Below are 13,548 nucleotides of genomic sequence, written 5' to 3'. Positions count from 1 at the left end.
AGTAGATTAAAAAGTAGTCGATTCTAGCGCTTTAACATCGCGCGTATGTCCGCCAGGGCGGTGTTGCCGCGGACGGCCTTCACCTCGGTCGGGGTGTCGTCGTTGCCTTCCCAGGCCAGGTCGTCCGGTGGCAGTTCATCCAGGAATCGGCTGGGGGCACAGTCGATGATTTCGCCATACTGTTTGCGTTTGGCGGCAAAGGTGAAGGCCAGTGTCTGACGCGCGCGGGTAATGCCTACGTAGGCCAGGCGCCGTTCTTCCTCGATGGTATCGGCTTCGATACTGGAGCGGTGCGGGAGGATTTCCTCTTCCATGCCCATGATGAACACGTAGGGAAATTCCAGGCCCTTGGACGCATGCAAGGTCATCATCTGCACGCCTTCGGCGCCGTCTTCTTCTTCCTGTTGACGCTCGAGCATGTCGCGCAGCACCAGTTTGCCGATGGCGTCTTCGACGGTCATCTCGCCGTCTTCGTCTTTTTCCAGGGTGTTCTTCAACGCTTCGATCAGGAACCAGACGTTGCCCATGCGGTAATCCGCGGCCTTGTCGCTGGAGCTGTTGGTGCGCAGCCAGTTTTCATAGTCGATGTCCATGACCATGCTGCGCAGGGCGCTGATCGGGTCTTCGCCGGCGCACTGCTCGCGGACCTTGTCCATGAAGCGTTTGAAGCGCGCCAGGCGATCGGTGAAGCGCGTGTCCAGGTGCTCGCCCAGGCCGATCTCATCGGTGGCGGCGTACATCGAGATCTTGCGCTCGGTGGCGTAGTTGCCGAGCTTTTCCAGGGTGGTGGAACCGATTTCCCGGCGCGGCACGTTGATCACGCGCAGGAAGGCGTTGTCGTCGTCCGGGTTCACGATCAGGCGGAAGTAGGCCATCAGGTCTTTCACTTCCTGGCGTCCGAAAAAGCTGTTGCCGCCTGACAGGCGATACGGCACCTGGTGGTGCTGCAATTTCAGCTCGATCAGCTTGGCCTGGTAGTTGCCGCGATACAGGATCGCGAAATCGCTGTAGGGCCGGTCGGTGCGCAAGTGCAGGCTGAGGATTTCCACGGCCACGCGCTCGGCTTCGGCGTCTTCGTTGCGGCAGCGGATCACGCGGATTTCATCGCCGTGGCCCATCTCACTCCACAGTTGCTTTTCAAACTCGTGGGGGTTGTTCGAGATCAATACGTTGGCGCAGCGCAGGATGCGGCTGGTGGAGCGGTAGTTCTGCTCCAGCATCACCACTTTCAGGGACGGATAGTCGTCCTTGAGCAGCATCAGGTTTTCCGGGCGCGCGCCGCGCCAGGCGTAGATCGACTGGTCGTCGTCGCCCACCACGGTGAACTGGTTGCGCGTGCCGATCAGCAATTTCACCAGCAGGTATTGGCTGGCGTTGGTGTCCTGGTATTCGTCCACCAGCAGGTAGCGCACCTTGTTCTGCCACTTTTCCAGGATGTCTTTATGTTCCTGGAACAGCTTCACTGGCAGCAGGATCAGGTCATCGAAGTCCACCGCGTTGAACGCCTTGAGCGTACGCTGGTAGTGGGTGTACACGATGGCGGCGGTCTGTTCCTTGGGGTTGCGTGCGTTCTCCAGGGCTTCGGGGGGCAGGACCAGGTCGTTTTTCCAGGCGCCGATCATGTTCTTGATCTCATCGACGCCGTCGTCGCCTGCGTATTCCTTCTGCATGATGTCGGTCATCAGGGCTTTTACGTCGGTCTCGTCGAAGATCGAGAAGCCCGGTTTGTAGCCCAGCCGCACATGCTCCTTGCGGATGATGTTCAGCCCCAGGTTGTGGAAGGTACACACCGTGAGACCACGGCCTTCGCCACCCTTGAGCAGGGTGCCGACACGCTCTTTCATTTCTCGCGCCGCCTTGTTGGTAAAGGTCATGGCGACGATGTACTGGGCGCGTATGCCGCAGTTCTGGATCAGGTGCGCGATCTTGCGGGTGATCACGCTGGTCTTGCCGGAGCCTGCACCGGCGAGCACCAATAGAGGGCCGCCGACGTAGTTCACGGCTTCTTGCTGCCGGGGGTTGAGTCGGGACATACAGAGTTCAGGGAGTCATTGTTCAAAAGGGCGGGCATTTTAACAGGCTGGCAAGATTCTGCTGCCCTGGATCGACGGTGTGACGTACCACTCGATCTAAATTTGCCGGTTTTGATACTTTCCCGCAGGATGTGAGGGCTTTTTGGTATTTAGCCTTCGACAAATGTTTACAGTCTGCGTATTTGCTAACCCCTATCATTGGTGATTATCAAGTCGCACGTCATAATGCCCGCCGCCAACGAAATTTTGCAGAGTCTAGGGAGCTAGCTTGTCTACGCCTGTCGAACCCTTGCGTTTGCTGCTACTGGCCGATACGCCTGAGTGGGCAGCGTTGTTGCGCGAGTGCCTGGCGCCGATGGGCGATGGGGCTGTGCTGATCAGCGCGCCAAACTGGGACTCGGTGAGTCGTCTGTTCGACGAAGACCACAGCGCCGTGCTGTTGACCACGCCCAGCCTGCAACCTGGTCCTGGTCGTTGCAGCTTGCCGTGCGTGCTGCTGCTTGAGCAGGAGCCTCTGGTTGCGCCGCTGGGTGTGAGTGATTGGCTGATCCGTGATGTATTGGGCGCCGATACACTGCGCCGCTGCCTGCGCCATGTGCGCGAGCGTGGCGTACTGGAAAACACCCTGCAACGCCTGGCCGAGCAAGACCCGCTAACCGGTATCGCCAACCGCCAGGGCTTCCAGACCCTGCTGGCGGCGCGGCTCGCCGAGAATGAAGGTCGCGGCCTTGCGCTTGGTCACCTGGACCTCGACAACTTCCGTCACGCCAACGACGCCCTCGGTCATCAGGCCGGTGACCGCTTGATCCTGCAAGTCGTGTCGCGGCTCAAGAGCCAGCTTGAGATCGGCGACCAACTGGCGCGCCTGGGCAGCGACGAATTTGCCCTGTTGATCGACACTCGCCGTGCGCCCCAGCGCGCCGAATGGATGGCCGAGCGCATCACCGAAGTCATGGCCGAGCCTTACTGGGTGGATGGCGAAAGCCTGCTGATCGGCTGCAGCCTGGGCGTGGCGCATGCCCGCGCGCGCGCAGGCGCCGACCCGCTGATGTGGCACGCCCATATCGCCATGCAGCAAGCCAAGAGTACCCAGGGCTGTACCTTTCATATCTTCAACGAACGCATCAACCGTAACGCGCGCAGCCTGGCCGACCTGGAAAGTGAACTGCGCCGGGCCTTGCGCCGCGATGAACTGGAGCTGCATTACCAGCCGCGCCTGGATCTGGACGACGGGCATATCGTCGGCCTGGAAGCCCTGGTGCGCTGGCGCCATGGTGAGCGTGGCCTGTTGCCCCCCAGCGAATTCGTACCGCTGGCCGAACAGAGCGGCCTGATCGTGCCGTTGGGCTACTGGGTGATCTCCCGAGCCCTGCGCGACATGCAGGACCTGCGCGAACGTGGCCTGCCGCCGTTGCATATGGCGGTCAACCTGTCATTTCGCCAGTTCCAGGACAGCCAGTTGCTCTCGACCCTCAGCCGACTGATTGCCGAGCGTGGCGTGGACGCGCAATGGCTGGAGTTCGAACTGACCGAAACGGCCGTGATGCGCCGCAGTGACCTGGTCAAGCAGACCATGGACGCTCTTGGTCGCCTCGGCGTGCGGTTTTCCCTGGATGACTTCGGCACCGGGTTCTCATCATTCGTGCACCTCAACAGCCTGCCGATTGCCTTGTTGAAGATCGACAAGAGTTTTGTCAGCGGCATGGAAGAGCGCGAAGAGAACCGCAAGCTGGTGCACGCGATGATCAACCTGGCGCACAACCTCAACCTGGAAGTGGTGGCCGAAGGTGTGGAAACCCCGGAGCAACTGGCGTTACTGAGATTGTTCGGCTGCGACCAGGCCCAGGGTTACCTGATCAGCAAGCCGCTGCCGTTGCCTGAGTTGGTGGACTACCTGGCCTTTGGCAAGGGCCAGCAGGCCAACGCTGGCGAAGGGTTCTAATCCGGCTGCGCAACCTGAAACCCCTGGCGGGTTTCGGGCGTGACGCCTTCCCTGCGAATCATGCGCTTGATCTTCGCTTCGAACGCCCAGGTCAGGCTGATCGCCGCACATGCCAGGCCCAGCGCCAGTCCCCACCACACACCGGTCGGCCCCCAGCCCAGGGTGAAGGCCATCAACCAGGCGGAAGGCGCCCCGATCAGCCAATAGCAGGCGAGCCCGACCAGGAAGGTGGTCTTGGCGTCCTTCAGTCCACGGATGCAGCCCATGGCGATGGTCTGCACTCCGTCGAACAACTCGAACCAGGCGGCGACGGCGAGCAGGCTCACGGCAAGTACGATCACGTCGTGAAACGCCGGGTCGTTGTGGTCGAGGAACAGCCCGATCAGCGCGTCGGAAAACAGCCATAGCACGGCGGCAAATCCCAACATCACCGCTGCCCCAAAGCCAACGCCGACCCGCCCGGCCATGCGCACCCGCAGTAACTGCCCGGCACCGTAATGCTGACCGATGCGCATGGTCACCGCGTAGGACATGCCAGCTGGCACCATGAACGCCACCGAGACGATTTGCAGGGCAATCTGATGCGCCGCCAATGGCGTACTGCCCATGGTGCCCATGCACAGGGCGGCAAAGGCAAACAGCCCGACTTCCACCGCATAGGTGCCACCAATCGGCAGGCCCAGACGCCACAGCTCGCGCAAATACTGGGTGTTGAGGCGCAGCAGACCGTGGCTCAACGGGTAGGCGGCGTAGGCACGGTTGCTGCGGATGTACCACATCAGCGTCAGCGCCATGCCGTTGGCGACGATTGCCGTGACCAGACCAATGCCCATCAGGCCTAGTTTCGGCAGGCCGAACATGCCCTCGATCAACGCATGGTTGAGCAGGTAGTTCAGCACCGTGCCACCCAGGCTGATCACCATCACAGGGGTGGCCTTGCCGATGGCGCTGGTGAAACCACGCAAAGCCATGAAGCTCAGGTAGCCGGGCAGGGCAAACGGCAGGATTGTCAGGAACTGCCCCGCCGACTGCACGTTGGTGTCGGTCTGGCCGAACATCAGCAACACCGGCTTGAGGTTCCACAACAGCAAGGCCGCCGCCAGGGCCATCAGCCAGGCGAGCCAGAGCCCGGCCTGGGTCAAACGCGTGGCGCCGTCGATGTCGCCCGCGCCATGACGGATGGCTACCAGGGTGCCCACGGCGGCAATCACACCGATGCAGAAAATCGATACGAACGAATAGCTCGCCGCGCCCAGGCCACCTCCGGCCAGTGCTTCGGGGCTCAGTCGCGCCATCATCAAGGTGTCGGTCAGCACCATCAGCATGTGTGCCAACTGTGAGGCGATCAACGGCCCTGACAGCCGCAGAATGGCCCAGAGTTCGGTACGTGCCGGATGCTGCATGATCATCAAGTTCACAAAGTCAGAGGGTCGGGGAGAGGCTCGATTCTCGGCGCTCTGCACCCATTTCGCAAAGGGATAAAAGCGATTGTTTGCATGATTAAAACTCATGTCTGACCTATTCTGGCAGGGTTTTGGTATCGCGCCGTCGGAGCTTTCGTTATGTCTCGTCGTCTTCCTCCCCTTTATGCCCTGCGCGCATTTGAGGCCGCCTCCCGGCACAACTCATTCACCCGCGCGGCCGAAGAACTGTCCATTACCCAGAGTGCGGTGAGCCGACATATCCGTACGCTTGAAGAGCATTTCGCCTGCCGCCTGTTCCGGCGCAGTGGGCGTAACCTGCAGCTCACCGAAGCGGCGCGCCTGCTGTTGCCTGGCGTGCGCGAGGGCTTTGCCGCGCTCGAGCGTGCCTGCCATACCCTGAACGCCGAAGATGACATCCTGCGGATGAAGGCGCCGTCCACACTGACGATGCGCTGGCTGTTGGGGCGGCTCAGTCGTTTCCGGCATTTGCAGCCGGGCAATGAAGTGCAGCTCACCAGCGCCTGGATGAGCGTCGACGAGGTGGACTTCAACCAGGAGCCTTTCGACTGCGCGGTGCTGTTGAGCTACGGCCATTTTCCGGCGGACTGGGAGGCCTGCTATCTGTTCCCGGAGCTATTGATTCCCGTCGGTGCGCCGAACCTGTTGAGCGATGGCCCCTGGGACGTGAACCGCCTGGCGAGTGCCGAGTTGCTGCACCCCACCCCCGACCGCAGGGACTGGCGCAATTGGCTGGAGCGCATGGGGCTGTCGTCCCAGGTGTCGCTCAAGGGCGGTCAGGTGTTCGATACGCTGGAGTTGGGCATGATCGCCGCCGCACGGGGGTACGGCGTGTCCATGGGCGACTTGCTGATGGTTGCCGAAGACGTGGCACAAGGGCGGCTGAGCCTGCCGTGGCCGACGGCGGTGGCCAGCGGAGAAAATTACTACCTGGTGTGGCCGAAAACCCGTCCTGGGGGCGAGCGCTTGCGGCGATTGGCGGACTTTCTCCAGGGCGAGGTGCAGGCGATGTTGCTGCCGGCGGTAGAGCGCCTCGATTGAATGGCCCTGGGTGCTGGGGCGCAACCGTTTGCGCGATGCCCGTGTGAATCGCTCAAGTATTGCCTCGGCCCGCCGAAGTAGGTGTATTAAAACTATCGTGCACCAACGTTTCCCACCAGATAATTTGCCGAGCAGCGCTATGAGATCAGGATGATCCTGGCCTCGGCCAGGAGCTGACATGTCTCAACCTCGTGCCCGGATCGCCTCCCAGTTAGGTCTCGCGTTAGCCGTGATTTTGGCTATCGCTATCAGCGGCAGTACCGTTTTCGCCTTGCGCTCCCTCGACTCCGCCAACCTCGATACCCGCGAGGAGCACCTGGCCAGTGAGGCGCGCCTGTTGGCCGACCAACTCAACACCTTCCACACAACCTTGCGCGAGAGCACGCAACGTTTGAGCGGGCTGTTTGAAAAGCGTTTTGGCGCTGGCTTGAGCGTGCGCGCGGACCAACCCGTAACCGTGGCGGGTGTGCAGACCCCCAGCCTGTACCTGGGCAGCGACATACTGAACAACAATTTTGCCGACGTGGATGAGTTCAAGCAGATATCGGGTGGCGTGGCCACGGTGTTTGTGCGCAGCGGCGACGACTTCATCCGCATCAGCACATCGTTGACCAAGCAGGACGGCAACCGCGCCATCGGCACTGTACTGGATCGCCAGGGCCCGGCTTACCAGCGCGTGCTCAGTGGGCAGACTTACATTGGCCGTGCGGTGTTGTTCGATCGCTCCTACATGACACAGTACAGCCCGGTGCGCGACAGCGGCGGTCAGGTTATTGCCGTGCTGTTTATCGGCTTTGATTACACCGACGCCCAGAACGCCCAGTTTGAAAACCTCAAGCGCTTCCGTATTGGCCAGACCGGCTCCCTGGCATTACTGGATGAGCAGAAGCGCTGGCTGGTACCGCCGGCCGGTGTACAGGCCCTGGATCAGTCGGTGCCGGTGATGCTGGACCTGGCCAAGACCCCAGGCAAAGGCCGTTTCTGGAGCGACAAGAACGAAGATTTCTACAGCGTTTCGGTGCCGTTCGAGGGTGGGCCCTGGGCGGTGGTGGCGAGCATGCCGAAAGCCGAAATCCGCTCGGTCACCTGGGCGGTCGGGATTCGCCTGGTGATCGGCAGTGTGTTGGCGATGTTGCTGGCGGTGGGGGCCACGGTCTGGCTGTTGCGCAGCAAGCTGCAGCCTTTGAGTGATTTGGTTCGCCAGGCCGAAGCGCTGGGGGCAGGCGACCTGAGCGCCCGGCTTAACGTCTCCAGCCATGATGAGATCGGCCAACTGGCGCGCAGCTTCAACCAGATGGGTGAAGCGCTGTCGACCATGGTGTCGCATATCCGCAAGGCGGCCGAAGAGGTCAACGGTCGCGCCCAGGCGCTGTCCGGTTTGTCCGGAGGGGCCTACGAAGGCATGGAGCAGCAGTCCGGCGAGATCACCAGCATGGCCGGCGCGGTAGAAGAATTCAGCGCCACCTCGCTGAATATTGCCGACAACATGGGCAACACCGAGCGCCTGGCCCAGGAAAACGCCCAGCAAACCCGCATCGGTCGCAACTCGATGAACGAGGCGTCGACGTCCCTGGAACATATCGCCACCGCACTGAACAGCACCGCCACAGTGATTAATACCTTGGGCCAGCGTTCTCAGGAAATCGGCGGGATCGTGGGTGTGATCACTTCCATTGCCGAGCAGACCAACCTGCTGGCGCTCAACGCCGCCATCGAGGCCGCGAGGGCCGGCGAGCAGGGACGTGGTTTTGCCGTGGTCGCCGACGAAGTGCGTAACCTGGCGTCGCGTACTCGTCAGGCCACCGACGAGATTTCCGGGATGATCCAGAGCATCCAGCAGGAAACCGGCAACGCCATCAGTACCATGGAGCACGGCAAAGTGCTGATGCAGGAAGGCTTGTCTCGCAACGCCGACGTGGCTTCGGCCCTGGCGCGTATCGACGAGCAAAGCCGCTCGGCCGGTCAGCAATTCGCCGCGATCACTACCGCCACCCAGGAGCAAAGCAGCACCGCGACCTTGCTCAGCAGCAATTTGCAGAGCATTGCGCTGGCCAACAGCGAGCAGCGTGAAGTGGTATCGAACCTGGCGATTACCGCCAAGGAACTGGAAACGCTGGCTGCGAGCTTACGCCATGAGGTGGATCGCTTCCGCTGAGGCACCGCTAATCGACATGTGTGCGGGGCTGTATAAGGCTCAGGTGATCGCCGCCGGGCGGTATTGCAAGGCCTCCTTAAGATGATTGCGGGTGATGACCTCCACCTGATCCAGGTCCGCCAGCGTGCGGGCCACCTTGAGCAACCGGTGCGCCGCGCGCAGCGACAACGTCAGTCGTTCGCAGGCGCTCTCCAGCCAGCCTTCATCGGCTTTCGCCAACTGGCAGTGCCTGCGCAACCCCGGCAGATCGAGGAAGGCATTGGCGCAGCCCTGGCGCCGTTGCTGGCGCTCGCGGGCCTCGGCAACCAGGGCTGAGGCCTTTGCGGTGTTGTCGCCGGCCTGTTGGGTCGGGTTCAGCGCTGTGCTTTCCCGTGCCACGGTGAGGTGCAGGTCAATCCTGTCCAGCAACGGCCCGGAGAGCTTGTTGCGATAGCGCTGGATCTGCTCCGGCGTACAGCGACAGCGCCCACTGGGCTCCCCCAGGTAACCGCAAGGGCAGGGGTTCATGGCTGCCACCAGTTGAAATCGCGCCGGGAAACTTACGCGGTCGCGCGCGCGGGAAATCACGATATGCCCCGACTCCAGCGGCTCACGCAATACCTCCAGCACCTTGCGATCAAACTCGGGCAATTCATCCAGAAACAGCACCCCGTGGTGGGCCAGGGTGATTTCCCCTGGCTGAGGTTTCGACCCGCCACCGACCAATGCGGGGCCTGAAGCGGAATGGTGGGGCTGGCGAAACGGTCGGTGTGGCCAATGGCTGAGCGGTGCGAGGCTGACCACAGACTGGATTGCCGCCACTTCCAGGGCCTCCTGTTCGCTCAGCGGCGGCAGCAGACCGGGCAGGCGGCTGGCGAGCAAGGTCTTGCCGGTGCCCGGTGGCCCGCTAAGCAGCAGGTTATGCGCGCCTGCCGCTGCGATCAGCAATGCACGCTTGGCGGCAAGTTGGCCCTGAACTTCACTCAAGTCCGGGTAGGGCTTGTTCAGATACTGCAAGCCATCGGACGTGTAGGGCTCAATCGGCACATGCCCATTCAAGTGCGCTACCACCTGAAGCAGGTGATCCACTGCAAGCACCTTGAGCCCGCAAGCCAGGCACGCCTCCTCGGCATTCGCCCGCGGCACTATCACGGTGCGTCCGGCCTTGCGTGCTGCCAGCGCGGCCGGCAATACGCCTTTGACCGCGCGGACTTCACCGGACAACGCCAACTCCCCCAGGCACTCCAGGTCATCGAGCATCAGCGCCGGCACCTGCACACTGGCAGCGAGGATCCCCAAGGCAATCGCCAGATCAAAACGCCCACCGTCCTTGGGCAGGTCGGCGGGCGCGAGGTTTAGGGTGATGCGGCGCGAGGGGTATTGCAGGGCGCAGTTGAGAATGGCACTGCGTACGCGGTCCTCGCTTTCCTTGACGGCGCCTTATGAGCGCTATAATGGACAAGAAACTTTCATTAGGTCTTCCGTAATGACGACACGTGTATACAGTTATAAGCGCATCTCAAGCCGTACCCAACGTGAAGGCACGGGCATAGATCGGCAAGAAGCACTTATACAAGAATATCTAGCTCGCAATAATCTAGAAATGTCGCAAGAATTCGTAGACATTGGCATCTCTGGGTTCCGTGGTAAAAACGCCCGCACTGGCGCTTTGAGAGATTTTCTAAACCTGATCGCTTCTGGGACGATCAGAGCAAATGACGTTCTATTGGTTGAGAATTTTGACCGACTCACTCGTATGAACGGCATTGACGCAACGAAATTAGTCGTCGATATTTTATCGGCCAAAATTATCATCGTTACTCTTTCTGATAATCAGATTTATGACTATCGCCAAGAGGACCACACAAGCATTTTATTTAAGATCAACTTTGTATTAAGTCGAGCAAATGAAGAAAGTCGTATAAAACGCAATCGTTCGCTAGGCGCGTGGAAAAAGAAGCACAGCGAAGCGAAGTCTTTGAATAAAATAATGACAAAAAAATTACCATACTGGATTAAATATGACGAGCAAACGCAAAAACTCGCTCTTATAAAAAATAGAGCCGATGAAGTAAAAAGAATTTTTGAGTTGCTAGAGATCTACGGTTGCTCTAGAACGGCCAATGAGATTAATAATACTCAAAGCGATAAAAAATGGACTTTAATAGCGGTTAGACATTTATCCCGAGCAAAATCGGTCTATGGGTGTCTCGAAATCTATAAAACCAAATCCGCAGCTGGTGAAAGCGAGGACTACGAAGAGCTTGAAAACTACTTCCCGGCGGTCATTTCAAAAGAGCATTTTTTTAATATTCAAACAAAATTGAATATCAGAGCGGAGACGCATGAGAAAGTAGGAAGGGAAAGTAAGGGCTTTAGGAATATTTTCAAAGGCGTAATTTTCTGTGCGCATTGTAATACGGCTCTTCATCAAAATTTCACCGCACGAAAAGGTAAGGAATATATGTACCTACTTTGTGCCAAAAGTTTGGTTGGAGCTTGTCCGGCAGGGCGAAAAGTTTTCATACCTTATAATTACATTGCCGAACCATTCATGATGTATTACAAAAACTATGGGCTTGAGAAAATAATTAGAAAATCTGGTGATGTCCAAAGTTTGCTTGTGACGCGAAACGCATACAATGCTGAGATAGGCGACAAACAGAGCACTGTTGATAGGATGGTTGAGAGCATTGCCTCGAATGGCGGTAATATATCCCCCGCTCTGTTAAATATGATACGAAAAATTGAAGGTGAAATTGGGGAGCTTAAACGAAAGCGCGATTTAGCAGATGTTGAAATCTCCAAAATGAATTCGTTTGTTCAAGCTGAAACAGCTATTAACAAGTCCGATATTGATGCGCTGCTGGAAAGCGAGGAAGGACGAATAAGATTCAATATGTTCCTAAAAGATAGCGAGGTCAATATAAGAGTATTGAAGCGTTTTGAAGACGGCAAACCATTCGAAGGACAGGATTTCAAAGAAGAACACAGAATGAGCGACGTAGTAATAAACAATAAATCATTAAAGTTCGGTATGTCTTTTTATTTCGACCGAAAAAAAGCGTTTTTACCTGACGGTGAGTATTACTACTATACAAAAAAGTTCATATCTAAGCGTGGAAACGATTTCATACTCTCTAAGAACTCGAGAGCGGACTTCAACTAGTCGTTATTAAAAAATACGAAATGGTAGAATTAAGAAATAACAAACCCTGGGTGCAGGCGCATGGGCGCATTGGCCGCGCCTACCCATGGGCGATAGACGAAAGGATAGGATCAATGCCTGCTACGGTTTAGGTGCCCTGCGAGCCTTTCCAACGAGATCAACAAGCCTTTTGAGTTCATCTGCATCAGCGTTGTGTATAACCTCAAAAAGATACGCCCGTTGCTCAATTTCACCTTCCAAGTCAGCGAAAAACTCTTTCACTGGGACACCTAGAATTTCAGCAAATTTGTACACAGCATCAATCGTTGGGACGTACTCACCAGTCTCATAGCGACTGATGGTTTTAGGGTCAAAACCCGACAGGTGTCCTAATTCAGCTTGTGTGATTCCCTTCCCAATCCGGTATCGCTTTATCGCTTTTGCAAGCACCACAATTTTTCAGCCTGTTCACGTATTTCAAACAAGCACTTCACCGTAAAAATCCATATCTACAAACGCTCTGTGCCATCGTTTTTTTTGCCAATAATACGATGGCTGGCGTAGAATTAGCGTCAGCCAGCAGACGGCGACCACGCCGTCTGTCAGGGGCTTTACGGTTAATCTGGGCGAGGATTCAGGGAATGGCAGATCGTGATGATGATGTCTGGTTCAGGTCGCATGATGGGCAAAAGCATGAGACTCATCACCAGGCAAATGAGCGTGACAAAGCTCATGGCCGCGAAATGCGTGAGACGTATCAAAAAGAAGTGAGCTTAAAAGGCAACCTGGTTCAAGTGATCTACCTGATTATCTGCGTAGTCATTTTTGCTGCGGCACAAGGAGCTCAACAAGGCTTGGGGTACGTTTTGCTGATTCCTATGATTTGGGGTCTGTACGCCATAACCAAATTCGTTAACAAATTTACCCAAGAACAACGTGACCGCATCTTCATGTGGACGCTCATTATTGTTGCAATCGTCTCAATAACTATGATGGTAAAAGGAATAGCTAAATGAAGATCGTTTGTCTTTTTTCTGCATTGATTTTTTGTACGGCAACATTCGTACATGCTGATCCTAGCTTTTCAAAAAATGAAAACTATAACGAGCAGCAAGTCAGCGCTGACATACAAGGCTTTGGCAACCGAGTCATCGATCAGGTTGGCAAGTCTAAATACATTAAGTTCGACCAACAAAAAACCGAGTACGCATATACAATTACCCGTTATGCAGAAGGTGATATTAAGTACACTGGCAACCCTGATGACATGAAGGGTGTACGTTTCATTAAGGTGCAGTTTTTTGTAGATGGTACGCCCCTACGCACTCAAGTAAGTACATTTACTCCCAGCAAATATAATAATGCTATCAAAATCGTTAAGATGGATCGTGATGACGAAAGGCCCTATGAGTTTGATTTAGGGATGGATTCAGATAACAAACTTTATTTAATCAACAAGAATGGCAGCGTAACTCCATTGCAACAAGTCAACGAAATCAAACGTAATATACCGCTCACGGAAAAATATAAAGACATGATTTTTTAACATAAAAAAAGGCAGTGGGTCTAACCTGCTGCCGCTATAAATCACTCTTTATTGAATGATCTTTCCAAGCCGCTAGGCTAGCGCTTTTGATTTTGCTGTTCTTGGATAATTCTAAAATAACTGTCGCAACCTTTAAGTACGCGACTATCAGCAAATTCATACCTTAACAGCACTGCATGCGAACTTATGTAAGTGCGACATTTTTATGTTAATGCGACAACACTAAAATATAGACAATAAAAAAGAGCCTTTCAGCTCTTGC

General features: G+C 56.5%; 9 protein-coding genes and 1 pseudogene. 6 read left to right on the top strand and 4 right to left on the bottom strand.

Features of this window, described 5'->3' with window-relative positions:
* Window positions 1-23: 23 nt before the first annotated feature.
* Complete coding sequence (gene rep, locus AB4O05_RS03880) at window positions 24-2,033, bottom strand: DNA helicase Rep (protein ID WP_460132879.1); 2,010 nt, start codon at window positions 2,031-2,033, stop codon at window positions 24-26.
* 268 nt (window positions 2,034-2,301) lie between these two features.
* Here rep and AB4O05_RS03875 point away from each other — a divergent pair, with 268 nt between their 5' ends.
* A complete protein-coding gene (locus AB4O05_RS03875) occupies window positions 2,302-3,975 on the top strand; it encodes a putative bifunctional diguanylate cyclase/phosphodiesterase (protein WP_460132882.1) in 1,674 nt (557 codons plus the stop codon).
* Here the strand turns inward: AB4O05_RS03875 and AB4O05_RS03870 are convergent.
* Window positions 3,972-5,384, bottom strand: a complete 1,413-nt coding sequence (locus AB4O05_RS03870; RefSeq protein WP_460132883.1) for a NorM family multidrug efflux MATE transporter — start codon at window positions 5,382-5,384, stop codon at window positions 3,972-3,974. The genes AB4O05_RS03875 and AB4O05_RS03870 overlap by 4 nt on opposite strands.
* Before the next feature lie 153 nt (window positions 5,385-5,537).
* Between AB4O05_RS03870 and AB4O05_RS03865 the strand changes: the two genes are divergently transcribed.
* Together AB4O05_RS03865 and AB4O05_RS03860 are read left to right on the top strand one after the other, a co-directional pair.
* Window positions 5,538-6,458: a LysR substrate-binding domain-containing protein gene (locus AB4O05_RS03865; RefSeq protein WP_460132886.1), complete on the top strand. Its 921-nt coding sequence runs from the start codon at window positions 5,538-5,540 to the stop codon at window positions 6,456-6,458.
* A gap of 178 nt (window positions 6,459-6,636) precedes the next feature.
* The gene (locus AB4O05_RS03860; protein ID WP_460132888.1) at window positions 6,637-8,613 is read left to right on the top strand and encodes a methyl-accepting chemotaxis protein; all 1,977 of its coding nucleotides are present in this window, start codon (window positions 6,637-6,639) and stop codon (window positions 8,611-8,613) included.
* A gap of 39 nt (window positions 8,614-8,652) precedes the next feature.
* Here AB4O05_RS03860 and AB4O05_RS03855 read toward each other — a convergent pair.
* Window positions 8,653-10,029 (bottom strand): annotated as a pseudogene (locus AB4O05_RS03855) (YifB family Mg chelatase-like AAA ATPase); the annotation flags it as partial.
* On the opposite strand from AB4O05_RS03855, the gene AB4O05_RS03850 reads away from it, so the two are divergent.
* Complete coding sequence (locus AB4O05_RS03850; protein ID WP_460164900.1) at window positions 9,956-11,761, top strand: recombinase family protein; 1,806 nt, start codon at window positions 9,956-9,958, stop codon at window positions 11,759-11,761. The pseudogene AB4O05_RS03855 and the gene AB4O05_RS03850 sit on opposite strands and share 74 nt — an antisense overlap.
* Before the next feature lie 120 nt (window positions 11,762-11,881).
* Here the strand turns inward: AB4O05_RS03850 and AB4O05_RS03845 are convergent, their stop codons facing one another.
* A complete protein-coding gene (locus AB4O05_RS03845; protein WP_439865526.1) occupies window positions 11,882-12,190 on the bottom strand; it encodes a helix-turn-helix transcriptional regulator in 309 nt (102 codons plus the stop codon).
* 191 nt (window positions 12,191-12,381) lie between these two features.
* Between AB4O05_RS03845 and AB4O05_RS03840 the strand changes: the two genes are divergently transcribed.
* Window positions 12,382-12,756 (top strand): hypothetical protein, encoded by a 375-nt coding sequence (locus AB4O05_RS03840; protein ID WP_460132890.1) that lies wholly within the window; start codon window positions 12,382-12,384, stop codon window positions 12,754-12,756.
* On the top strand, window positions 12,753-13,286 hold the full coding sequence (locus AB4O05_RS03835) for a hypothetical protein (RefSeq protein WP_460132892.1): 534 nt from the start codon (window positions 12,753-12,755) through the stop codon (window positions 13,284-13,286). Before AB4O05_RS03840 ends, AB4O05_RS03835 begins: the two co-directional genes overlap by 4 nt.
* Window positions 13,287-13,548 lie beyond the last annotated feature (262 nt).

The sequence above is a fragment of the Pseudomonas sp. S1_G07 genome (genome assembly GCF_054668565.1).
The sequence above is the reverse complement of the archived record's forward strand: the minus strand, read 5'-3'. Positions and strand labels throughout refer to the sequence as shown.

What these genes read in the sequence shown, in the direction of transcription:
- AB4O05_RS03840 (WP_460132890.1), top strand. Translation starts at nt 12,382, where the DNA reads ATGGCAGATCGTGATGATGATGTCTGGTTCAGGTCGCATGATGGGCAA.
- AB4O05_RS03860 (WP_460132888.1), top strand. Translation starts at nt 6,637, where the DNA reads ATGTCTCAACCTCGTGCCCGGATCGCCTCCCAGTTAGGTCTCGCGTTA.
- AB4O05_RS03835 (WP_460132892.1), top strand. Translation starts at nt 12,753, where the DNA reads ATGAAGATCGTTTGTCTTTTTTCTGCATTGATTTTTTGTACGGCAACA.
- AB4O05_RS03850 (WP_460164900.1), top strand. Translation starts at nt 9,956, where the DNA reads ATGCGGCGCGAGGGGTATTGCAGGGCGCAGTTGAGAATGGCACTGCGT.
- AB4O05_RS03865 (WP_460132886.1), top strand. Translation starts at nt 5,538, where the DNA reads ATGTCTCGTCGTCTTCCTCCCCTTTATGCCCTGCGCGCATTTGAGGCC.
- rep (WP_460132879.1), bottom strand. Translation starts at nt 2,033, where the DNA reads ATGTCCCGACTCAACCCCCGGCAGCAAGAAGCCGTGAACTACGTCGGC.
- AB4O05_RS03870 (WP_460132883.1), bottom strand. Translation starts at nt 5,384, where the DNA reads ATGATCATGCAGCATCCGGCACGTACCGAACTCTGGGCCATTCTGCGG.